The organism is Variovorax durovernensis, from assembly GCF_977011995.1.
On sequence record NZ_CDRNCW010000001.1, the window covers coordinates 5,231,705 to 5,252,955 of the forward strand.

The 21,251-nt window shown below is 68.7% G+C and carries 18 protein-coding genes; 7 read left to right on the forward strand and 11 right to left on the reverse strand.

Features of this window, described 5'->3' with window-relative positions:
* Positions 1-46: 46 nt before the first annotated feature.
* A complete protein-coding gene (locus ACWV14_RS24860; RefSeq protein ID WP_454904290.1) occupies positions 47-1,132 on the reverse strand; it encodes a porin in 1,086 nt (361 codons plus the stop codon).
* A 246-nt stretch (positions 1,133-1,378) separates the two neighbouring features.
* Here ACWV14_RS24860 and ACWV14_RS24865 point away from each other — a divergent pair, with 246 nt between their 5' ends.
* Positions 1,379-2,089 (forward strand): FadR/GntR family transcriptional regulator, encoded by a 711-nt coding sequence (locus tag ACWV14_RS24865; RefSeq protein ID WP_454904292.1) that lies wholly within the window; start codon positions 1,379-1,381, stop codon positions 2,087-2,089.
* A gap of 30 nt (positions 2,090-2,119) precedes the next feature.
* On the opposite strand, the gene ACWV14_RS24870 is transcribed toward ACWV14_RS24865, so the two are convergent.
* From ACWV14_RS24870 to ACWV14_RS24880, 3 genes are read right to left on the reverse strand one after another with little or no spacing between them, the layout of a single operon-like run.
* On the reverse strand, positions 2,120-3,094 hold the full coding sequence (locus tag ACWV14_RS24870; protein ID WP_454904294.1) for a tripartite tricarboxylate transporter substrate-binding protein: 975 nt from the start codon (positions 3,092-3,094) through the stop codon (positions 2,120-2,122).
* A 31-nt stretch (positions 3,095-3,125) separates the two neighbouring features.
* Positions 3,126-4,472 carry a hypothetical protein gene (locus tag ACWV14_RS24875; RefSeq protein WP_454904295.1) on the reverse strand — a complete coding sequence of 449 codons (1,347 nt, stop codon included), beginning with the start codon at positions 4,470-4,472 and terminating at the stop codon, positions 3,126-3,128.
* Positions 4,469-7,207 carry a tannase/feruloyl esterase family alpha/beta hydrolase gene (locus tag ACWV14_RS24880; protein ID WP_454904296.1) on the reverse strand — a complete coding sequence of 913 codons (2,739 nt, stop codon included), beginning with the start codon at positions 7,205-7,207 and terminating at the stop codon, positions 4,469-4,471. Before ACWV14_RS24880 ends, ACWV14_RS24875 begins: the two co-directional genes overlap by 4 nt.
* Before the next feature lie 121 nt (positions 7,208-7,328).
* On the opposite strand from ACWV14_RS24880, the gene ACWV14_RS24885 reads away from it, so the two are divergent.
* Both ACWV14_RS24885 and ACWV14_RS24890 read left to right on the forward strand, forming a co-directional pair.
* On the forward strand, positions 7,329-8,264 hold the full coding sequence (locus ACWV14_RS24885; protein WP_454904298.1) for a LysR family transcriptional regulator: 936 nt from the start codon (positions 7,329-7,331) through the stop codon (positions 8,262-8,264).
* Positions 8,261-9,256 carry a Bug family tripartite tricarboxylate transporter substrate binding protein gene (locus ACWV14_RS24890; RefSeq protein WP_454904300.1) on the forward strand — a complete coding sequence of 332 codons (996 nt, stop codon included), beginning with the start codon at positions 8,261-8,263 and terminating at the stop codon, positions 9,254-9,256. The genes ACWV14_RS24885 and ACWV14_RS24890 overlap by 4 nt, the downstream gene beginning before the upstream one ends.
* A 21-nt stretch (positions 9,257-9,277) precedes the next feature.
* On the opposite strand, the gene ACWV14_RS24895 is transcribed toward ACWV14_RS24890, so the two are convergent.
* A complete protein-coding gene (locus ACWV14_RS24895) occupies positions 9,278-9,835 on the reverse strand; it encodes a putative glycolipid-binding domain-containing protein (protein WP_454904302.1) in 558 nt (185 codons plus the stop codon).
* A 102-nt stretch (positions 9,836-9,937) separates the two neighbouring features.
* Between ACWV14_RS24895 and ACWV14_RS24900 the strand changes: the two genes are divergently transcribed.
* From ACWV14_RS24900 to ACWV14_RS24910, 3 genes are all read left to right on the forward strand, one after another.
* Positions 9,938-10,552 (forward strand): YiiX family permuted papain-like enzyme, encoded by a 615-nt coding sequence (locus tag ACWV14_RS24900; protein WP_422087906.1) that lies wholly within the window; start codon positions 9,938-9,940, stop codon positions 10,550-10,552.
* Between the two features lie 365 nt (positions 10,553-10,917).
* The gene (locus ACWV14_RS24905) at positions 10,918-12,108 is read left to right on the forward strand and encodes a Y-family DNA polymerase (protein ID WP_454906063.1); all 1,191 of its coding nucleotides are present in this window, start codon (positions 10,918-10,920) and stop codon (positions 12,106-12,108) included.
* Positions 12,109-12,121: 13 nt separating this feature from the next.
* Complete coding sequence (locus ACWV14_RS24910; RefSeq protein ID WP_454904304.1) at positions 12,122-12,808, forward strand: TIGR02117 family protein; 687 nt, start codon at positions 12,122-12,124, stop codon at positions 12,806-12,808.
* A gap of 10 nt (positions 12,809-12,818) precedes the next feature.
* Here ACWV14_RS24910 and ACWV14_RS24915 read toward each other — a convergent pair whose 3' ends face one another.
* A complete protein-coding gene (locus tag ACWV14_RS24915; protein ID WP_454904305.1) occupies positions 12,819-13,865 on the reverse strand; it encodes a purine-nucleoside phosphorylase in 1,047 nt (348 codons plus the stop codon).
* Positions 13,866-13,979: 114 nt separating this feature from the next.
* On the opposite strand from ACWV14_RS24915, the gene ACWV14_RS24920 reads away from it, so the two are divergent.
* A complete protein-coding gene (locus ACWV14_RS24920; RefSeq protein WP_454904306.1) occupies positions 13,980-15,215 on the forward strand; it encodes a DNA topoisomerase IB in 1,236 nt (411 codons plus the stop codon).
* Here the strand turns inward: ACWV14_RS24920 and ACWV14_RS24925 are convergent.
* From ACWV14_RS24925 to ACWV14_RS24945, 5 genes are all read right to left on the reverse strand, one after another.
* Positions 15,158-15,838, reverse strand: coding sequence for a hypothetical protein (locus tag ACWV14_RS24925; protein WP_454904308.1), 681 nt, complete (start codon positions 15,836-15,838; stop codon positions 15,158-15,160). The two genes, ACWV14_RS24920 and ACWV14_RS24925, sit on opposite strands and share 58 nt — an antisense overlap.
* A 120-nt stretch (positions 15,839-15,958) precedes the next feature.
* Positions 15,959-16,138 (reverse strand): DUF3606 domain-containing protein, encoded by a 180-nt coding sequence (locus ACWV14_RS24930; RefSeq protein ID WP_198085197.1) that lies wholly within the window; start codon positions 16,136-16,138, stop codon positions 15,959-15,961.
* 111 nt (positions 16,139-16,249) lie between these two features.
* Positions 16,250-17,752, reverse strand: a complete 1,503-nt coding sequence (locus ACWV14_RS24935) for a class I adenylate-forming enzyme family protein (protein ID WP_454904309.1) — start codon at positions 17,750-17,752, stop codon at positions 16,250-16,252.
* Between the two features lie 3 nt (positions 17,753-17,755).
* Positions 17,756-18,742, reverse strand: a complete 987-nt coding sequence (locus ACWV14_RS24940) for a Bug family tripartite tricarboxylate transporter substrate binding protein (RefSeq protein ID WP_454904311.1) — start codon at positions 18,740-18,742, stop codon at positions 17,756-17,758.
* A 161-nt stretch (positions 18,743-18,903) separates the two neighbouring features.
* A complete protein-coding gene (locus tag ACWV14_RS24945) occupies positions 18,904-21,231 on the reverse strand; it encodes an acyl-CoA dehydrogenase (RefSeq protein WP_454904313.1) in 2,328 nt (775 codons plus the stop codon).
* Between the last annotated feature and the right edge of the window lie 20 nt (positions 21,232-21,251).

Here is a 21,251-nt window from a genome sequence, read left to right on the forward strand (position 1 = left end):
TCGCGAGGGCGTCGTCAATCGATGCGAACGGCAATGCCGCGCAGCGTTAGAACGTATGGCTCATACCGAAGTACGTTCCCGATTGCCGGCCGCCCGCGGGCGGGTTGTTGTTGGTGGCTTCCACCGAGAAGTTGGCCGTCGAGCTGTTGTAGACCTTGCCCACCGATGCATAGAGCAAGGTGCGCTTGGACAACGCATAGTTGGCCCCCAGCATGTACAGGTTGGCGCTGCCGGCGTTGCGGTTCTGCGTGACGCGGAACACGGAGCCGATCATGGTCAGCCAGGGCGTGAGCTGGTAGTTGGCGCCGACCCAGTAGTGGTTGGCCTTGCTCGGCGCGGTGAGCGGCGCATCGGGCGCCGACAGGTGCTGGTAGCCGGCGAACACTTTCAGCGCATCGAAGGTTGCGGTACCGCCGAGCGTGAGTTCCTTCGACGTGAGGAACAGGTCCGAATACTTGCCGTTCTTGTCGCGCGCCACGTCGTAGATGGCACGCGCTTCGAACGAAGACGCGGCATAGACCAGCGAGACGCCGTCCTTGCGCAGCTTGCTGAAGCCATCGGTCTGCTCGCCGAGCCCTGTCTGCAGGGTGGCACTGAAGCCGCCCCAGGTCGGCGTCGTGTATTCGATGCCGTTGTCGTTGCCCTGCCAGTTGCGCCCGCGCACCAGCGTGGCCGTGCCGATGAACTGCTGGCCCGTCGGGTCGAGATACCAGACGTCGTTGGAGATCGACAGGTTCTTGCCGAAGACCAGCTTGCCCCAGTAGTCCTGCAGGCCGACATACGCGCGCCGGTTGAGCAGCAGATCGGCGCCGTTGGGCTTGGCGGCAGGCAGATCGAAACCGCCTTCGAGCACGAACAGGGCGGCCATGCCGCCGCCCAGGTCCTCCGTGCCCTTGATGCCCAGCATGCTGGTGCCCCACTGGTTGCCGGCGTGACGCCACAAGGTGCCGCCACCCCTGCCCGACGCGTCGGCAATGTTGTTCTGGTAGTCGACACCGGCAACCGCGCGACCGTAGAGCGTCACGCTGCTTTGGGCTTGCGCGCCTGTCGCACCAAGGCCGAGGCAGACGCATGTGACGCAGGCGATGGCGATGGCGATGGCGATGGATCGGAAATTCAGCTTTGTCTTCATCTTCTCGTCTCCTTTGTTGTTCCTGAACGGGTATGAGGCGACCAGGACAGGTCCTGGTGTGTGACAGCTTTTTGGCCTTACCAATTGGCATGACCACTTTGCCATATGGCAAAATTGGCCTTACCAGAACAAACCCTTTTCGGGTTTCCCCGAGGAAAACAAGGAGAACGAACGCGGATTGACCGGATTGACAGTGTCAAACTGGCATGACCACATAGCCTCGCTTCGTCCTTGGTGTAGATCCAAATGCTTCCTCCCGCCAAACCCGCCGACACCCGGCGGCTCTATCAGCAGATCGCGGACCAGATTCGGACTTTCATCCGGGACGGCGACCTGCCCCCCGGCGCGCGGCTGCCTCCGGAGCGGGAACTGGCCTTGCAGCTGGGGGTGTCGCGGCCTTCGCTGCGCGAAGCGCTGATCGCCCTGGAGATCGACGGGCGCATCGAGATACGGATGGGGTCGGGCGTTTATGTCTGTGCGTCGCAAGACGCGTCCGAGCGCGCAACGCCGGCGGTCGGCGAGAGCCCTTCTGAAATGATGCAGGCCCGTGCCATGCTCGAAGGCTCCGTGGTAACGCTGGCCTCGGCCCGCGTCACTTCACAGCAGTTGGACCGCGTGAAAACTTGCCTGGAAGACATGCGCCAGGATGGCCTCCACGGCCGATCGCAGCTCGAGAACGACCGACGTTTTCACCTCACCATTGCGGAGATGACGGAGAACTCCGTTCTTGTGCGGCTGGTGGGTGAGCTTTTCGACGGGCGGCACAGCCCGATCTCATCTCGAATGAGCGCACGTACCGAAGACTCGCAAGCCTGGAAGGCCGCATTCGCCGAACACGAGGCAATCTACCGCGCGCTGGAGGCGCGAGACCCCCACGCCGCCGTGGCGGCGATGCTTCATCACCTGAGCGCATCGCATGCGCGATGGACGGGAGAAACGCAGGCATCCGTCCCCTGACCGGCGCCTTCCCCCATCGCTGCAGCGCGGCTATTCGGCGTACACGCCGGCCGCCTTGATGATCGGCGTCCACTTGGCGATTTCTTCTGCCACGAACTTCTTGTGGCCCGCGGGCTCGATGCGCCCGTCGGTCGCCACCACGGCGCCCAGCAGTTCTTCGCGGTGAATGAAGTCCGGGTCTTTCAGCGCCGTCTTCACCGCATCGCTCAGCTTCTTCAGCACCGGCGCGGGCGTGCCCTTGGGCGCATACAGGCCGTGCCAGATCGTGACCTGGAAGTTCTTCAGGCCGGCCTCGTCGAGCGTGGGCAGGTCTTTCAGCGCCGGCAGCGCGAGACGCTTGGGCGTGGTCACGGCAAAGGCCTTGACCTTGCCGGACTGGATCTGCGGCGTGGTGTTGGTGGTCTGGTCGCACAGCAGGTCGATCTGTCCGCCGATCAGGTCGGTGATGGCGGGTGCTGTGCCCTTGTACGGAACGGCCGTCATCTCGGTCTTGGTGGCGCTCTGGTAGAGCAGGCCGCACAGGTGCGACGCCGAGCCCACGCCGGCATTGCCGATGTTGATCTTGCCCTTGTTGGCCGCGATCCAGCTCGTCAGCTCCTTGTAGTTGGTGGCCGGAATGCTGGGCTTGGAGATGAGCGTCATCGGCACGTCGTTGACGATGCCCAGGTATTCGAAGTCGCTCTCCACCTTGAACGGCAGGTTGCGCACAAGGCTCGGCACCGTGGCCATCGCGATGTGGTTGAGCAGCAGCGTGTAGCCGTCCGGCGTGGCGCGTGCCACCTTGGCCGCGCCGATGGAGCTGCCGGCGCCGGGCACGTTGTCGATGATCACCGTGCCGCCGCCGAGCGGCTTGCGCAGCGCCTCGGCCAGGTCGCGCGCCACGCGATCGGTCGGCCCGCCGGCCGCGAAGGGCACGACGATGGTGATCGACTTTCCGCCCGGAAAGTCTTGCGCATGAGCGCCGGCAGCAATGGCGATCGCCGCGAGGGCGAACAGTTTTTTCATGGAGTCTCCGTCGAGTTGAGATAAAGGGAAATCAGGGTGCACGCGAAGGCACGCGGCTTTCGAGCGCGGGCGGTTGCCACGCGGGCTGGATGTGGCAGCCGTTCTTGCCGTCGGTGTCGTAGCGCGGCATCAATGCCTTGCAACGCTGCGCGAGGCCTTCGGGCGTGGGCTTCTCGCCTTTGTCGATCCAGTCGAGCAGCGCGGTGAAGAGCGCCGGGTATTCCGAATCGCTCAGGTAGCTGTGCTCACGCTCGCTGCTGAAGCTCTGCACCAGCAGGCGGCCGGTTCCGGCCGCGTCGCGGATGCGTCGGTAGGAGTTCTCCAGCTCCACGAAGGCCGTCGGGTCGTCGATCGCGTGCAGGCCCACAGTGGGCAGCGATGTGCGGCCGGTGGGCTGGCTGTCGGCCGCCAGCGCACCCTTGGCCTGCGGGTCGGCTGCGTAGCGCAGCACGCCGGCATTGAGCGCCGCATCGTCGGCCGAGCCGCTGTAGACCGCGCCGATGTTGCCGAACGGGTTGCGCCCGCCGAGCCGCTTCTGCACCAGATCCTGGAACAGCCAGGTGGCCCACGTCAGGTGGCCGAGCAGCGAGCGCTCCTGGATCTTCACGACCGAAAGAATGGTCTTCAACCGCGCGGCCTGCTCGGGCGTGCGCTGCGCAGCGGGCAGGCCGACGCCGGTGCATTCCTTCACGCGCGCGGCGAGGTCGGCGCGGGTGAGCTTCGAATCGAGCGGCAGGCCCATCCACAGCGGGTACTGTGCTTCGTCGGGCTTCGGATGGTTGTGGCAGACGTACTGGTACACCACGCGCAGGTCGAGCCGGAAGTCATAGGCGCTGTTGCCGCCGCCGAGCACGCCGCTGGTGAGCATCAGGCCGTCGTAGGGACTCTTCGCTCCACCTGCGGGCGCATACAGTTCCGCCGCCTTCGCCGCCACGCCCGCGCCGTAGCTCTGCCCGTGCAGCAGCGTGCGATGCGGCTGGCCGAAGTTGCGCACGAAGATCTGGCGCAGCCGCTCGGTGTCTTCGGCGGCCATGGTCACGCCGTAGCCGCCGCGCCGGTAGGTGGAGCCGGCCCAGGCATAGCCGGCCTTCACCGTGACGGCCCAGCGCCTGAGGTCTTCCTCGCTGCGCTCGAGCTTGGGCGGACCGGTCTCGGGGCCGCCGTGGGCGTGCATCACGAGCACGTGGTTCCAGTCGTTCGGAATCGCTATCCAGTAGAGGGCGCCCGCGCCGTCCTCGCCCGTGTAGCAGCGCGCGGCGTCGGGCACGGGCGACGGGCAGGTCGCCGCCTTCGGCGCCGTCGGTGCCGCGTGCGCGGACAGCAGCGGCGCCGCGCCAATCAGGGCGAATGCAGCGAGCTGCGAGAGTCGGTTTTTCAATGGCGTACTCCCAGTTCCAGCGCCGCGTTCGCTCCCGGGGTGGAGACGAATGCCAGGACGCCGCTGTTGAAGATGAAATTGCCCGGGCGGCCCGCATCGGCTTGCGCTACGCCCAGCACCGGGGCGTCGTAGCCCAGGGCGGCGGTCGCGCCACCCAGATTGAACGCGCTGCCGGCCACCGTCGCATCATGGTTCTCCCCCTTCACGCTCAGCATCGCGAAGCTTCCGTCGGCAACGCCGGCCATCAGGCTCTGCTGCAATGCAAGGACGCGCATACCCGAACTGGTCGCCGACACGCGCACCAGGTGCAGCGGCACCGTCGCGCCGTTGACCTGGCCGATCACCATCGAGCCGCTGCGCGTGCCGCCGGTGACGACGGCATTGCCTTCAGGCGGCGTGGTGAAGACGTTGAACGCACCATGGCTCGCGTCGTAGGTGATGTAGCCCTTCTCGGTCTGCGCGCAGTTGGCGTCGTAGGTCATGAAGCTGCCGGAGACCGGGTCGCGGCAGTACTGGAAAGTGCCCGCATTGCGCAGCTTCACGGCCGCGCCGTAGGCAGTGGCGCCGCCCGGATCCTGCTGCAGCACACCCGCCGCGTTGAAGGTGTTGGCGATCGACTTGAAATCGGCGGGCGAGGCCGCGTTGTCGTAGGTCTTCTGGAAGGCCAGCAATGGCGCGAAGCCGCCGCCGCTCGGCGCATTCACGCCGCCCGACAGCACGCCGCCCGCGCCGAAACTGAACACCGCCCCGCTCTCGCCGCTGGCATAGCTGCAGCTGCCCTCCGACACCAGCGAGCCGGTGCGCAGCGTGCCGGCGGCGCGCTGCAGGCTTGCGTCGATGGTCACGGTATAGGCCATGGTGACCGGGTCGATCTGCACGCGCAGTTCCTCGCCGAAGCTGTTGCCGCCCTTGTAGCTCGTCACGGAGGCGGGCAGGTTCGGGCAGGCCAGCGGGTCGCCGACCTCGGTCACGCAGCTGTAGTTGACGGCCGCGTCGAGGCTGCCGCTACCACGGTACTTGGGCCACGACGGGAACTGGCACAGCGGACGCGTGCGGCCGTAGGTTCCGGCCACCGCGTCCACCGCCACGCCGGTGGCGGGTGCGAGCCCGCCCTCCACCCAGCCTTCGAGCGCCGCCAGCGAATCCCAGTTGGGAATGAAGCTGCCGGTGCCGTGGCCCATGCCGGGCACCGTGTAGAAGCGCACGTGCTGGTCGACCGAAGCCTGGCCCACCGTGGCGATGAGCTGCTTGTAGTAGTCGATGGTCGAGTTCGGGCTGATCACTTCGTCGGCCAGGCCGTGCAGCATGATGAGCCGGCCGCCATGCGCGAAGAACGGCGCCAGGTTGGGGTTGGTCGCGTCGGTGAGGTTCGACACCTCGGTCACGCGCGCGGCATAGCTGCCGGGGTTCAATGGGTCGAAGGTCAGCGTGTCGAAGTTCGCGATGCGCGTGACGAAGAACTTCACCCACTGGTCGCCGGTGACGTACATGTTGGCGTCGGAAGACGTGGCGGGATTGCCCGGCACGCTGCGCGTACCGAGATCACGCGTGGTGTACGGCCCCGCCACCAGCGCACCTTCGAGCAGGTTGTAGCCGCCCGCGCGCTTCACGCCGTTGGCCAGCGAATAGCTGGTGAAGTCCAGCGGCGACTCGATGGCGCGCACGGTGGCGATCTGCGCGTCCGACAGGCAGGTCTTGGCCGTCTTGGTGCCGTCGGGGCAACGCAGCGACGCCAGGATCTGTTGATTGAGCATGCGGCAGCTCTCGACGTTGCTCACGATGTTGTCGGCCGCGCCGTCGAGCTTGTCGCAAGCCTGCATCGCGGCCTTCTGCACCATCAGCGTCTCGCTCAGGTCCATCCAGCCGTCAATGCCGTTGTTGTAGTAGAGCGCGCGGCCCACGGCCACGTTCGACAGCCGCGTGCCGGTGTAGTTGAGCGCGGGTTCGTTGGCGATCACGCCGTCGTAGTCCTCGGGCCAGCGCTGGATGTAGCTGAGCGCATCGCGCCCGCCGGTCGAGGTGCCCAGGAAGTAGGCGTGCTTCGGCTTCACCGCATAGCGCGCGAACACCAGTGCCTGCGCCACGTCGCGCGTCTTCTTGAGCGAGTTGCCGCCGTAGTTGGCAAGCTGCTCGTCGTTGGCCGCGAACTTGCCGTCGGTGATGCTGCTCGACTGGTGGCCCGAGTCGTCGCCGTAGGTGGCGTAGCCCAGCGCCAGCGGCGCGGGCTTGCCGGCGGGGCCGAAGCGGATGAGCTCGGTGCCGTCGATCAGCACGCCGTCGAAGCCGCCGCCGCCGAAGTGGATGGTCTTCTGGTTCCACTTCTCGGGCAGGTTCACCGCGAAGTTGATGACCGAGGCGTTGGGGTCGACCGGCTGGATGGTGCCGCGCACACGGCAGTAGTCGCCGAGCGTGTTGCCCGCATCGCCCGCGGCAACCGGCGTGGCGCTGGTGACGGTGGCGCCCTGGGTGGGCAGGCTGATCAGCGAGGCCGGCAGGCTCTTGCCGTTCAGGTCGGCGCAGGCAACGACCGGCTGCACAGGCGGGGGCGGCTGGTTGTCCGGCGGATCGTTGGCGGGCGGGTTCCCGCTGGCGGGTGGCGTGGCGGGCAGCAGGCCAACACCGCCGCCTACGCCGCCTCCGCCACCACCGCAGGCGGCAAGGATGAGTGAAACCAGCGAAAGGCCGATCGCATACAGGACGGCACGAATCATCGAGGCAGGGCGCGTTGTGCGCATGGGTTTGTCTCCGGCATGCGGCCTCGTTGGGCCGCTTGTTCTTGAATGGGCGGCCGGACGATAGATTCGGTGTGACTTAGGGTCAAATAAAATAACAAGGCACTTTCAATACCAAAAATATATGGACATAAGGGCACTGCGCTACTTCGTGGCAGTCGCGGGCACCGGCCACATGACGCGCGCGGCCGAGCAACTCGGCATCCAGCAGCCGCCGCTGAGCCTGCAGATCAAGGCGCTGGAACGCGAGCTGGGCATGCCGCTGTTCCGCCGCCATCCGCGCGGCGTGGCGCTCACCGACGCGGGCCGGCTGTTCCAGGCCGAGGCGCTGCGCATGCTGCAGGACATGGAGTCCATGAAGCAGCGCATGGCCCGCGTGGCCAAGGGCCAGGCCGGCACGCTCGCGGTCGGCTTCACCAGTTCGGCGGCGGCGCACCGCTTCATGCCCGAGGCGCTGCGCGCATTCCGCCGCGCCTACCCCCTGGTGGAACTGCAGCTGCGCGAGGACAACGCGGCCGAGCTCACCGAGGCACTGGCCGCCGGGCGGCTGCACTGCGGCCTGCTGCGCGTGCCGGTGGCGCGGCCCGAGGGGCTGGTGTTCGAGACGATGCTGCGCGAGCCGGTGCTGGTGGCCATGCCCAGCGACCATCGCTTTGCCCTCGCACGCACCAAGGCTTCACGCCCGCTGCCGCTTGCCAGGCTGTGCGAGGAAGGCATCATCCTCGTGCGGCGGCCGGGCGCGCCCGGCCTCTATGCCGAACTGCTCGCGCTGTGCCACGCCAAGGGGCTGCGCCCGCGCGTGGTGGCCGAAGTCGATCGCATGATGACCAACCTGAATCTCGTGGCCGCGGGTGTCGGCCTGTCGGTGGTGCCCGCCTCGATGACCGGCGTGCACGCGCACGCCATCGCCTACATGCGGCTGGCCGACGGCGGCCAGCTCGACGCGCCGCTCACCCTGGTGTCGCGCGTGGAAGAAGACAACCTGCCCGCGCAGCATTTCGCGGCGCTGCTGCGCAAGCTGGCAGGCGAGCACGCAAACAAGGACCCGGCGGCGCCATGAGCGCGCAGGCAAGGCGCCGCTTTGCGCAGGGTGCGGGCGCCTTGTTCGCCGCTGCCTGCGCGGCACCGGGCCTGCTGCGCGCGGCCCCTTCCGCCTGGCCCCGCCGCGCGGTGCGGCTGATCGTGGTGTACCCGCCCGGCGGCGTGAGCGACGGCATGGCCCGCGTGCTGGCCGAACCGCTCGCACAGGCGATCGGCACGCCGGTGCTGGTCGAAAACCGTCCCGGCGCGGGCGGCAGCCTGGGCATGGATGCGCTCGCGCGTTCGGCACCCGACGGCTGCACGCTGGCCTTTTCGGCCATCAGCCCGCTCACGCTGCATCCGCTGCTCGCGCGCGTGCCCTACGACCCGCAGCACGCCTTCGTTCCCGTGGCCAGCGTGATGCGCACGCCGGTGCTGGTGGTCGGCACGCCGGCCTTCGCGGGGCGCGGCTTCGGCGCGCTGATCGCGCAGGCGCGCAGCCGGCCGGGCGCGGTGCGCTGGGCCACCTCTGGCGTGGCCACCATCGGGCACATGGTGCTGGCGCAGGTGCGCATGCAAAGCCGCACCGACATCACGCACATCCCCTACCAGGGCGGCGGCCCGCAGCTCAACGATGCGCTCAGCGGGCAGTTCGAAGTGCTGTCCACCAACGTGGCCGCGCAACAGCTGCAGTACATCGAGGGCGGCCGTTTCCAGCCGCTGGCGGTGGGCGCGCCCGCGCGCATCGAGGCGCTGGCCGAGGTGCCGACGCTGGCGGAGCTGGGCTTCGAGAAGGCGAACCGCGATTCGCTCTTCGGCATCTTCGCACCGGCGCGCACGCCGGCTGCGGTGGTGCAGCGGCTCAATGGCGAGATCAACCGCGTGCTGGAGAGCGACGGCGTGCGTGCGCGCCTGCGTGAGGCCTACAACCTGCCGGCAGGCGGCAGCACAGAAGATTTCGCTCGCGAGATCGTCATCGACCGGCGGCGCAACCGCGAGCTGGTGGCGGGCGACCGTTCGCAGTTCGACTGAGCGCGGCGGCAGCCGCGCAGTTCAGCCTTCGGCCCAGAGACGGGGATAGTCCTTCACGAAGCCGTCGGGCGTGGCGACCAGCACCGCGCTGTAGTCGAAGCGCCTTGCCTCGTAGGCGTACTCGGTCTCGCTGCGCCGCTCGTAGCGCTGCGCCAGTTCGCTCAGCACGCCGCCGTCCAGGTCCAGCCACGCGGCCGGCGCATCGGCACTCTCGCCCTTCTCGAGGTTGAGCCGCCGCAGCTGCAGCAGGTTGGTGGCTGGCGTGAAACCCAGGTCGAGATCGACGCAGTGCGACATGTCGGGCACGGCTTCGTCGTTGAGCTTCCAGTGGCCGCGTGCGTCGCGCGTGATCGACAGGTCGATGGCCGAGCCGCCGAGCCAGCCGCGCACGGTGCCCCATTGGGTGTGCCAATGCAGGTCGCAGCGCACGCGGTAGTGCAGTTGGCCGATGCGGCCGTCTTCCATGCGGAATACGGCGGCACCGTCGAGTTGCCAGGCAGAGGCATTGCGTTCGAGGCGGCAGGCGTCGTGACCCGGTGCGTCGAGCCTGCGCCAGAGAATGGAGGCGACGGTTTGCATGGCGCGGATGATGGACCGGCATGCTGCAGTGCGCAAGCCTTGTCCCTTCATCATGGCCGAAGAAAATTGGCCGCCGGTGCATGCCGGACAATGCCCGGCACCATGACCAAGCTCCCCGCGGCGCTCGCGCTGCTCCTGTCCGTCTTCTTCTGCGGCGCCGGCCACGCCGCGGCCGCGCTGAAAGACGGCGACATCGTCTTCCACACCTCGCGCTCGGCGCAGAGCGTGGCGGTGCAGCGCGCCACCGGCTCGCGCTACAGCCACATGGGCATCGTGCTGATGCGGGGCGGCAAGCCCTACGTGTTCGAGGCGGTGTCGACGGTGCGCTACACGCCGCTCGCGCAATGGACCGCACGCGGCAATGGCGGCCACTACGTGGTCAAGCGGCTGCGCGATGCCGACCGGCTGCTGACGCCGGGCGCAGTGGCCACGCTGCGCGCCCGCACCGCCGATTTCGAGGGCCGCCCTTACGACCTGACGTTCGAATGGTCGGACCAGCGCATCTACTGTTCCGAACTCGTGTGGAAGCTCTACCAGCGCGCACTGGGCGTGCGCATCGGCGAGCTGCAGAAGATCCGCGAATTCAACCTGACGGACCCGGCGGTGCGCGCCAAGATGCGCGAGCGCTACGGCGACAGGGTGCCGATGGACGAGCCGGTGATCTCTCCGGTGGCGATGTTCGAGTCGCCGTTGCTCAGGACCGTCGAGACGCGCTGAGGGGTTTTCAGGGTGGCGCTCACGCCGACGGGGTACCTTGCGCCGCGAATGTCCCCCGCCCTGCGGGCTCCTCCTTTATTTCGCTGCGCAAGGCACCCCATCGGCGTGATCGTTCAGAGCACTTGTTGATCAGCCAACACAAGCGCCGCGTCCATCGTGCACAGGGCGCCGGGTGCTCCCCGCAGCGAAATAAAGGAGGAGCCCGAAGGGCGGGGGACATTCGCGGAGGGGAGTACCCGGCGGCCTGTGCACACGCCCTGAACTCAACCTTCAGCAGGCAAAACCACCCCACCCGCGAGACAATCGTTGCCGTGAGTTCCCAGCCCCCGTCAGCCCCGCCGATCCGCCGCATCGCCCACCTCGACATGGACGCCTTCTATGCGTCCGTCGAGCTGCTGCGCTATCCGCAGCTCAAGGGCCTGCCCGTGGTGATCGGCGGCGGGCGCCGGCGCGTGGACGAGGCCATCCGCGACCTGCCCGAGGGCGGCACGCTGGCCGACATTCCGGTCGATTCGTTCCCACGGCTCAAGGACTACACCGGCCGCGGCGTGATCACCACCGCCACCTACCCCGCGCGCCAGTTCGGCGTCGGCTCGGCCATGGGGCTCATGAAGGCCGCCAAGCTGTGCCCGCAGGCCATCATCCTGCCGGTGGACTTCGACGAATACCGGCGCTTCTCGCGCGCCTTCAAACAGGTCATTCTGGAAGTCGCGCCGCTCATGGAAGACCGCGGCGTGGACGAGGTGTACATCGACTTCACCGACGTGCCCGGCGGCCAGCGCGACGGCGGGCGTTCGCTGGCGCGGCTGCTGCAGAAGGCCATCTTCAGCGAGACCGGGCTGACCTGCTCCATCGGCGTGGCGCCCAACAAGCTCATCGCCAAGATGGCGAGCGAGTTCAACAAGCCCAACGGCATCTCCGTGGTCTATGAAGACGACCTCGAATCGCGCATCTGGCCACTGCCCTGCCGCAAGGTGAACGGCATCGGGCCCAAGGCCGACGAGAAGCTCAAGCGCTTCGGCATCGAGACCGTGGGCCAGCTCGCGGCGCGCGAGCGCGACTGGCTCATCGCCAACTTCGGCAAGGCCACCGGCGCATGGATGCACGAGGTGGCCTGGGGCCGCGACGACCGCCCGGTGGTTACGGAGAGCGAGCCCGTGTCGATGAGCCGCGAAACCACCTTCGACCGCGACCTGCATGCGGTGCGCAACCGCGCCGAATTGGGCGCGATCTTCACCAAGCTGTGCGAGCAGGTGGCCGCCGACCTGCAGCGCAAAGGCTACGTGGGCAAGACCATCGGCATCAAGCTGCGCTATGACGACTTCAAGATCGCCACGCGCGACCAGACCATCGGCCACTTCACCGCCGACGCGAAGACCATCCGCCAGACTGGCGGCCAGTGCCTGAAGCGCGTGCCGCTGGAACGGCCGCTGCGGCTGCTGGGCGTGCGCGTGGGCGCGCTGGCCAAGGCCGGCAGCCCCGAGGCGCTGGCGCCTGCCGGCGGCGCGCAGCGCGCGGCATCGGAGCCGGTGGCCACCACGGCCTCTCTTTTCTGACGGGCCCACCACCATGCTGAAACGCTGGCTCCGGCGCATCGCATTCACCCTGCTGGGGCTGGCCGCGCTGATCGGCCTGTATGTCGCGGTCGCGTGCGCGCTGGTGTTCTGGCCGGCCAACGGCGCGAAGCCGGCCGGCGATGCGCCCGCCGAAGTGCAGGCCTGGGTGCTGAGCAACGGCGTGCACACCGACTACGTGTTCCCGGTCCGCTCGGCCACCATCGACTGGCTGCAGGTGTTTCCGCTGAAAGACTTCAAGGCGCCGCCGCCCGATGCCGAGTTCGTCGCCATCGGCTGGGGCGACCGCGAGTTCTACCTGAACACGCCCACCTGGGGCGACCTGACGGCCTCGCGTGCATTCGGTGCGCTGTCGGGCGGCAACCGCTCGCTGTTGCACGTGAGCTACCTGCGGCGCGGGCAACTGGGCCGCGGCGCATTCGAGCTGCCGCTGTCGCAGGCCCGGTACGCGCAGCTGGTCGGCCATGTGCGCGCCAGCCTGCCGCCGGGGCCGGCACAACCCATCGCGGGCGCGCACTACGACAGCCAGGACGCCTTCTACGAAGCCGAGGGCGCCTACAACCTCTTCGAGACCTGCAACACCTGGATCGGCCGTGGCCTGCGACAGGCGGGCGTCACGGTGAGCCGGTGGACGCCCTTCGATTTCACCGTGACCTGGCACCTGAAGCCGGCGCGGCCCTGACCGGGCAGGCTCAGGGCTTGGGCACGCCGCCCTGCCACTGCGGCCAGTTGGCCACGATGTGGTCGACCACACGGCTGCCCACGCGCTCGACGTTCTCCACCGTCTCGGCAAAGCCGCCTGCCGTTTCGCCGGGGGCCGGGTCCAGGTGCTGCAGCGTGGTCTCCTTCGGATTGCCCTGGTCGAAGTTGACCGCGCCGCGCAGGCTCATCACGCGGTCGGTGCCGTGGGTGCGCTTGATGACCAGCGTGATGGCGGCGGCCTCCATCTCGGTGATGACGTAGTCGTCGGCGCCGTAGAGCTTGGCGATGTACTGCGCCTGCTTCGACATGCCCGGGCCGTGGAAGAAGGTGTCGCCCGTCATGTGCGTGCCGGTGCCGACGAATGGTGCGCGGCGGGCCGCCGCGTCGGGGTAGCGCAGGCGGTACTTGCGGGCCGATTCGGAGTCTTTCAGCGGCGTGTCGGCCGACAGCTTCATGGCCCAGCGCACGAGGTCGGGGTTGAGCTGGAAGCGGCGGTACTCCTCGTAGCCCTTGCGCGGCATGAAGGTCGGCTGGCCGGGCTTGTTTTCTTCCGGCGCCCAGCGGTGGCCCAGGTCGTAGTCGACCAGCCAGGTGCCCCAGTTCACCTCGCCGATGGTGCCGCGCGAGGGCGGCGTGCCGGCCACGCCGGAGATGACGTAGTAGGCCTGCGAAAAATCGAGCCGCGGGTTCAGCAGGATGGCCTGCATCGACGACGACGAGTTGACCTTGCCCATGCCCAGCACCGCGCCGCACACGCCGTCGGTGTTGCAGTACACGGGCTGCAGCGCGCCCGGCACGGCGATGGGCTTGGCGTCTTTCCAGTAGCGCTCGTACCAGTGCTGGAATTCGCCGGCGCGGTCGCCCGTGTTCTGGCCGATCTCGAACATGGCGGCGACGAACACCTTGACCTTCACGGGCGCGGCCGAGGCCGTGGCCGGCACCGAGGTGGAAGAGGTGGAAGCGCAGCCCGTGGCAAGCAGCGCGGCGGCCGGCAGCAGGAGCCAGCGGGTACGGAAGGACGAGGGGCGGGAAGACATTCGGAAGCTCCGGAAGCTCGATAAGGGAAAGAACAGACGGGCCGCATTTGCGGCGTCCTACAGGCGCCGATTGTCGGCGCTGGCAAAAACGGTGCGTACCACCACGCAAACCCCATGCCGGCTACTGCTCTTTCTACCTCTCCCGCATCGCAGCCGTCCTCGAGGCCGCCTTCGAAGCCAACGCCCATCGCCAACGGGCTGGTCTACGTGAACCCCGACATGCCGGGCATACGCCGCCTGAAGCACGGCGAGCGCTTTCGCTACCGCGACGCCAAGGGCCAATGGCTGCGCGACGTGGACGAAATCTCGCGCATCCGCATGCTGGCCATTCCGCCGGCCTACACCCAGGTGTGGATCTGCCCGCTGCCCAACGGCCACCTGCAGGCCACCGGCATCGACGCACGCGGACGCAAGCAGTACCGCTACCACGCCGACTGGCGCGTGATGAAGGACGAGACCAAGTTCGAGCGGCTCGAAGCCTTCGCGCTCGCGTTGCCGCGCATCCGCGCCCGCGTGGCGCGCGACCTGCAGCCGGACAAGAAAAACAAGGCGCCCGGCCGCAGCCAGGTGCTGGCGGCGCTGGTGCGCCTGCTCGATACCACCCTGCTGCGCATCGGCAATGAAGAGTACGCAAGCAGCAACGGCTCCTACGGCCTCACCACCCTGCGCAACCGGCATGTGGACGTGAAGGGCACGGCGCTGCGGCTGCGCTTCAAGGGCAAGAGCGGCGTGATGCACGAGGCCAGGCTGGAAGACCCGCGCGTGGCCAAGGTGGTGCGGCAGTGCCAGCAGTTGCCCGGGCAGGCCCTGTTCCAGTACGCGGGCGAAGACGGCGAGCTGCGCAGCGTGTCGTCAACCGACGTGAACGACTACCTTGCCGAAGCCTCGCCCGGCGAGCGCTTCACCGCCAAGGACTTCCGCACCTGGCACGGCACGGTGCAGGCGCTGGAGCTCACGCGGCTGGCCTGCGAGCCGGGGCGCAGCGCGGCGGACGGCACCCGCTACAGCGCCAAGGACATCCTCGCGGCCGTCGCCAAGCAGCTAGGCAACACGCCCGCTGTCTGCAAGAAGGCCTATGTGCACCCGGCCGTGCTGGCACTGGGCAGCGCGCTTTCGGACAACGATGAAGACGCAGCCACCGCGCTGTTCGAGAAGATCGCCGGCCGCAAGACGGCGCGGCCTTCACGCGGGCTCTATGCGGCCGAACGCCGGCTGCTGGCCTTCCTGCGCACGCACCGGCAAGGGCAGGCGCGCGCGGTGGCGGGCAGCAGCCGCCGAAGCGGCAGGAAGGCTCAGGCCGCGGTGGCGAGCGCGAAGCGCACGCTGTCGCCGTCCACGGCAACGACGTAACCCAGGTCTTCGGCCAGGTTCTGCAGCGCGACGGCATCGATGGCCAGCGCACGCGGCGCGCGATGCGCATCGAGCACGGCATCGGTGCCGCCCGCTTCGCGCGCCAGGGCCGAAAGCCGCAGCGCATTGGCACCTTCCGCCTGCACGCGGATCGTGCCGGCTTCGTCGGCACTGTCGTGCAGGTAGCCGAGCACGCCGAGGAACAGATAGCGCAGGGCCGCGGCGGCAGGCCAGCGTGCTTCGTCCTCGCTCGGTTCGAGGGCGGGGTCGATGTCGAGCGTCACGCCGTGCAGGTCGAAGGCCGCGCGCATCAACGTCGTGCACTGCGCCACCAGCGCGCTGCGGGCAATGCCGTCGTCGGTGGTCGCCAGTTCCCAGTCGCGCAGCGAGCGGATGGCGGCGACAAGTTCGGCCACCTGGTTGTCGATCAGCGCCACCCGCTCTTCGCAGGCGGCGGCGTCGACGGTGGCTGCGCTGACCTGCCGCTTGAGCATCAACAGCGCCATGCGGATCACCGAGACGGGTGCCGCCATGTCGTGCCGGAGGGCGGGCAGGGCCCGGGTGAGCAGCTCGTGGCGCACGCCTGCGGCGATCCAGCTGCGCGCGCTGGGAGAAGACTTCATGGCGCGGCTGCCAGCGGCGTGAGGTTCATCGGCACGGTCACGGGTACTTCCTGAAACGAGAGGGAGCAACAAGTATCGTGCCCGGTTACCGCGCCGGGTGTAGGAACGAGCCTACGAGACTCAGGGCTTGCCCAGGTAGGTGCGCACGTCCTTCACCTCGACGCCGGCGGCGGCGATGGCCGAGCGCAGCTGCGCCTCGGTCACGCCCAGCGTCTGGGTCCAGTAGCGCACTTCGTGCGCCTCGTTCACGTTGATGCGGGTGGCGTCTTGCGGCCCGCGCTTGCTCAAGTCATCGGCCATGGTGCTTTCCTTTGTAGAAGACACCACGATGCGGCGCCCCCCAAAGGCGGGCCGAAGGACTGCGGCGCACCCGCTTGCAGGAAAACGTGAAGCGCCCGGCGGCACACCTGCCTACGCAAGGCGCAGCCGCGCCTGCAATTCGCGCTTGAGCAGCTTGCCGTTGGCGGTGGTCGGCATGGTGTCGATCACCTCGATGCGGGATGGGCGCTTGTACGGCGACAGGTGCTCCACCAGGTGCGCGCGCAGCGCCGCCTCGTCGAGCACCGCGTCCGGCTTCAGCTCCACGAAGGCGACCACCTGCTCGTTGCCATCCGCCTCGGGCACGCCGACCACCGCGCACAGGTGCACGCCGTCGAAGCGGCCGATGACCGCCTCGACCTCCGCCGGATACACGTTGAAGCCCGAGCGGATGATCATTTCCTTCAGCCGGCCCACCACGAACAGCGCGCCGTCGGGCCCGAAGCGCCCGAGGTCGCCGGTGGCATACCAGCCGCCGGGACGCATCACCTGCGCAGTGGCAGCCGCATCGCGGAAATAGCCGAGCATGAGCCCGGGCCCGCGCAGCCAGATTTCGCCGGTGTCGCCTTGCGGCACGTCTTGCCCCTCGAGCGACACGATGCGGGCCTCGCCGCCCTCCACCGCATGGCCGGCCGCCGTGTCCGAGCGAGGCGCCTCGGTGCGCGTGAGGAACACCGAGCCCGCGTACTCCGAGAGCCCGTAGCCATAGTGCAGCGGCTGGCCGAACAGCCGCTCCACGCGCTGCTTGAGCGCGGGGTCGAGCGGTGCCGAGCCGGTGTACACGTAGCGCAGATGCGGAAAGCGCGGCACCGCGCGCTCGCTGTCGATGTGGGCCAGCAGGCGCGCGTACATGGTCGGCGGGCCGAGCAGGTTCGACACCTGCTCGTGCGCCAGCGCCTGCAGCATGTCGGCCGGCGAGAAGCTGCCGCGCAGCACCAGCGACGCGCCGCCGGTGAGCGCGGCCATCAGCACGGTGCCGATGCCGAAGATGTGCGTCATCGGCAGGAAAGCGTAGGCACGGTCGCGCTCGCTCAACGCCCTCACACCAGCCGATACCCGCCCGAAGTGCAGCAGCCCGCGGTGCGAGACCATCACGCCCTTCGGGGTGCCCGACGTGCCTGAGGTGAAGATGATGGCGGCGGTGTCGGCCAGGGCCGGGGCGGGCTCGGTGCGCGCTTGTTCACGGGTTGCCGAACGCATCACACCGGCAAGTGCCGACGGCACCGCACCGGCGCGCCGGGCGTGCTGTTCGGCCGCCTGCGAAGCGCCGGTGGTGAAGCAGCAAAGACGCGCGTCCGCCCGCTCGACGATCGCCGCTATCTCGCCCGGCGACATGCGCGCGTTCACGCCGCAAGACCATGCGCCGATGCGGCTGCACGCCATCAGCAGTGCGATGTGCGCGGCGCAGTTCTCGGCCACAAGCACCACGCGGTCGGTCGGCCGCACGCCGGCGTCCAGCAGGTCTTGCGTGGCGGTCTCGGCCATCGCCTGCAGCGCCGCGTAGGTGGTCGTTGCGCCGCTCTCGAAAAGAAAGACTGCCTCGGGCGTGCGCGCCGCGCGCGTCTCCAGCAGGTCGTGAATGCGTGGTTGCTGCATCGCCTATTCCGCCTCGATGCCCTTGGACGCCGTGGCCCAGAGCTGCCGGTCGGACTTGCCCTTGGTCGCGAGCAGGTCTGCCGCGCCGGCCCAGACGTCATAGCCCTGCTCGCGCAGGCGGTTCGCGATGTCTTCGCGCGCCAGCATCTTCTGCGCGGCGGCGTTGATGCGCGCGACCAGTGCGGGGTCCATGCGCGCCGGTCCGTACAGGCCGAACCAGCCGCCCACGTCGTAGCCCGCCACGCCCGACTCGATCATGGTCGGCACATCGGGCAGCATGCGGTTGCGCTGGCGCGAGGTGACGGCCAGCGCGCGCACCTTACCGGTCTGTATGAAGGGCTTGGAGGTCGCGATGATGTCGAACATCATCGTCACCGTGCCCGCCATCACGTCGGCCAGCGCGGGCGCGCTGCCCTTGTAAGGCACGTGGGTGAGCTGCACGCCGGTCATCTTCTCGAGCAGCGCACCGCTCAGGTGGTTCGACGCGCCCACGCCCGCCGACCCGTAGAACACCTTGCCGGGCCGCGCCTTCGCATAGGCCAGCAGCTCGGCCACGCTGTGCACCGGCACGTCGTTGTTGACGACCAGCACATTGGTGTAGTCCACCAGCGGCGCGATGGGCACGAGGTCCTTCATCGGGTCGAAGGCCATGTGGCGCTGCACGTTGGGGTTGATGGTGATGGTCGGGCTCGCGCCGAAGAACAGCATCGTGCCGTCGGCCGCGGCCTTGGCCACCGCGTCGCCACCGAGCGAACCGCTCGCGCCGGGGCGGTTGTCCACGATCACCTGCGTGCCCAGCGCCTGGCTCAGCGCGGGCGCGAGCAGGCGCGCGGCACCGTCCACCGGGCCGCCGGCCGAATAGCCGACCACCAGCTTGATGAGCGGCGGCAATGGCTGCTGCGCGAAGGCGCGGTGCGGCAGTGCGCCAAGTGCCGCGCTGCCGGCCAGCGCGGTCACGAAGTGGCGGCGAGAGAAGCGATTCGATGTCATGAGCGTTGTCTCCTGTTGTTGATCTACAAGTCAGGCTCAAAAGCCAAGCAGGACTGTTCTTTCGTGAAACACCGCGGAACCGGCTTTGCCGGTCCGCAGGTGTTGTCCCCGGCCGGGGGTTGGCGAAGCGACACGAAGTGCGCGAAGACTGGAGGCGAGCCTCATGCAGGCAGGTCCAGGACCTGCCGCGCAAGAATGTTGCGCTGTATCTCGTTGGTGCCGCCGTAGATCATTGCGGCCGTCGAGCCGATGAGCGGCGAGAGCACGTTGAAGCTCTGCCCGTCGAGCACCTGGTCGCCGACCACGGCACCCTGCTCTTCGGCTGCCTCGACCAGCAGCGCGCCGATGCGGTGATAGGTCTCGCTGGCCCAGATCTTCAGCAGCGACACCGATGCGGGCAGCGGCTTGCCGGCCCGCACGATGTTCGCGAAGCCGGTGTAGGCCGCCGACAGGTCGAGCACGTCGAGCCGCAGCGCAGCGAAGCGCTGCGCGAACACCGGGTCGGCAAACAGCCGCCGCGCCTGCGCCAGCCGCGCCAACTGGCCCAGCGCGTACTGCGACTGCTTGGGACTGCCCAGGAAGATGCGCTCGAAGCCCAGCAACGCTTTCGCGATGGTCCATCCGCCGTGCAGCTTGCCGACCAGGTTCTCCGCCGGCACGCGCACGTTGTCGAAGAACACCTCGCAGAACTCCGGCTCGCCGGCCAGCGTACGGATGGGCCGGATGGTGATGCCCGGCGTGCGCAGGTCGCACAGCAGGAAGCTGATGCCCTCCTGCTTGCGCGCGTCCTTGTCGGTGCGCACCAGCATGAAGATGTGGTTGGCGTCTTGCGCAAGCGTGGTCCAGATCTTCTGGCCGTTGACCACGAAGTGCTCGCCCTGTGCGTCGCGCGCGGGCATCGCCTCGGTGCGCAGGCCCGCGAGGTCAGAGCCGGCATTGGGCTCGGAATAGCCCTGGCACCACACATGCTCACCGCTGAGGATGCGCGGCAGAAAGCGCTGCTGCTGTTCGGGCGTGCCGTGCTGTATGAGCAGCGGGCCGATCATCACGATGCCCTGGTCGGGCGCGCGCGCCACGCCGTGCTGCTCCAGTTCCTCGATCCACGCGATGAGCTTGTCTGCCGGCAGGCCCATGCCGCCATGCGCCTGCGGCCATGCGGGCGCGATCCAGCCTTGCGCCGACAGCGTGAGATACCACTCGCGCATCTCGCTCCAGCGCGCGCGGTGCGACAGGTAGCGCAGTTGCTGCGGATAACGCTGCTGCAGGAAGGCGCGCACCATGCGGCGGAAATCGGCCTCGGGCATCGCCGCCCAGTCGGCGGTGCGGGGGAACTCGCCCTGCCACTCCGCGGTGCCCACAGCAGCCTCCGCATCGCGCGAAAGCAAGGCATGGCGGAGCTGGTGCGCGCTGGCATTGCCCAGCCAGGCCGAGAGGCACAACACGCGCTTGTAGAACAGGCTCAGGTCGCACTCCTGCGTGTAGCCGATGGCGCCATGCAGCTGCACCGAGGCGCGCGAGGCCTGCAACGCGGCCGCCGTGCAGCGCGCGTTGACGCGACTGGCCTCGGCCTCGAGTCGATCCGCTGGCAAGCCCTGTGCCGCCACCGCCAGCACTTCGTCCAGCGTGGCCTGCGCCACTTCGAGGTGGATGAACATGTCGACGCAACGGTGCTGCAGCGCCTGGAAGCTGCCGATGGGCTTGCCAAACTGCGAGCGCGTGCGCAGGTAGGCCAGCGTTTGCGCGAGCATGGCCTGCCCCGCGCCCAGCAGTTCGGCCGACTGCAGGATCTGCCCGCCAGCGAGTGCCCTGCGCAGCGCCTCCTGCGCGGCCGGGCCTTCGGCCAGCACCGCGTCCGCCGGCAGCTCGACCTGCTCGAAGCGCAGGTTCGACGCCTGGCTGCCGTCGACCAGCGGTACCAACGTTTCGCTCACGCCCGCAGTGCCGCGCGGCACCCACAGCAGCACCGCGTCGTCTTCGCCACGCGCCGACACGAGCCAGCCGCTGGCGGCCGCGCCGGGCAGCACCATGAGCTTTTCGCCCTGCAGCAGCACGCCGCCTGCATCGCCTGCAAGCGCTTCGCAGCCGCAGGCCAGCGGCACCGCGCTGAGGTCGCCCGCGCTCTCCTGCCACGCCAGCGCCGGCAGGCTGCTACCCGCGACCAGCTCGGCCAGCAGCGCATCGGCGCGCGGGGTGTGCAGCTCCGACAGCAGCAGCGCGCTGAGGCCGGCCACGGCCAGCAATGGCTCCGGCGCCGCGTGCTCGCCGGCCGCGCGCAAAATTTCCGCGGCACCGGCCAGCCCCAGCGCGAGGCCGCCGGACGATTCGGGCGCCAGCATGCCGGGCCAGCCCAGTGCGGCGATGTCGCGCCAGCCCTCGGCCTCGTCGGCATCCGGTTGTTCCATGCGCTGGCGCCGCCGCTGGGTGGCACGGCTGCGAACGAAGTAGTCGAGCGCCGATTCGCGCACCGCCGAAAGTGATTCAAGGTCCATCGCAGCAGCGTGCCTGAAGA

Excerpts from the sequence above, each read along its gene's own strand:
- ACWV14_RS24860 (WP_454904290.1), bottom strand. The coding sequence starts at position 1,132 with ATGAAGACAAAGCTGAATTTCCGATCCATCGCCATCGCCATCGCCATC.
- ACWV14_RS24865 (WP_454904292.1), top strand. The coding sequence starts at position 1,379 with ATGCTTCCTCCCGCCAAACCCGCCGACACCCGGCGGCTCTATCAGCAG.
- ACWV14_RS24870 (WP_454904294.1), bottom strand. The coding sequence starts at position 3,094 with ATGAAAAAACTGTTCGCCCTCGCGGCGATCGCCATTGCTGCCGGCGCT.
- ACWV14_RS24880 (WP_454904296.1), bottom strand. The coding sequence starts at position 7,207 with ATGCGCACAACGCGCCCTGCCTCGATGATTCGTGCCGTCCTGTATGCG.
- ACWV14_RS24885 (WP_454904298.1), top strand. The coding sequence starts at position 7,329 with ATGGACATAAGGGCACTGCGCTACTTCGTGGCAGTCGCGGGCACCGGC.
- ACWV14_RS24890 (WP_454904300.1), top strand. The coding sequence starts at position 8,261 with ATGAGCGCGCAGGCAAGGCGCCGCTTTGCGCAGGGTGCGGGCGCCTTG.
- ACWV14_RS24895 (WP_454904302.1), bottom strand. The coding sequence starts at position 9,835 with ATGCAAACCGTCGCCTCCATTCTCTGGCGCAGGCTCGACGCACCGGGT.
- ACWV14_RS24900 (WP_422087906.1), top strand. The coding sequence starts at position 9,938 with ATGACCAAGCTCCCCGCGGCGCTCGCGCTGCTCCTGTCCGTCTTCTTC.
- ACWV14_RS24905 (WP_454906063.1), top strand. The coding sequence starts at position 10,918 with ATGGACGCCTTCTATGCGTCCGTCGAGCTGCTGCGCTATCCGCAGCTC.
- ACWV14_RS24910 (WP_454904304.1), top strand. The coding sequence starts at position 12,122 with ATGCTGAAACGCTGGCTCCGGCGCATCGCATTCACCCTGCTGGGGCTG.
- ACWV14_RS24915 (WP_454904305.1), bottom strand. The coding sequence starts at position 13,865 with ATGTCTTCCCGCCCCTCGTCCTTCCGTACCCGCTGGCTCCTGCTGCCG.
- ACWV14_RS24920 (WP_454904306.1), top strand. The coding sequence starts at position 13,980 with ATGCCGGCTACTGCTCTTTCTACCTCTCCCGCATCGCAGCCGTCCTCG.
- ACWV14_RS24925 (WP_454904308.1), bottom strand. The coding sequence starts at position 15,838 with ATGAAGTCTTCTCCCAGCGCGCGCAGCTGGATCGCCGCAGGCGTGCGC.
- ACWV14_RS24930 (WP_198085197.1), bottom strand. The coding sequence starts at position 16,138 with ATGGCCGATGACTTGAGCAAGCGCGGGCCGCAAGACGCCACCCGCATC.
- ACWV14_RS24935 (WP_454904309.1), bottom strand. The coding sequence starts at position 17,752 with ATGCAGCAACCACGCATTCACGACCTGCTGGAGACGCGCGCGGCGCGC.
- ACWV14_RS24940 (WP_454904311.1), bottom strand. The coding sequence starts at position 18,742 with ATGACATCGAATCGCTTCTCTCGCCGCCACTTCGTGACCGCGCTGGCC.
- ACWV14_RS24945 (WP_454904313.1), bottom strand. The coding sequence starts at position 21,231 with ATGGACCTTGAATCACTTTCGGCGGTGCGCGAATCGGCGCTCGACTAC.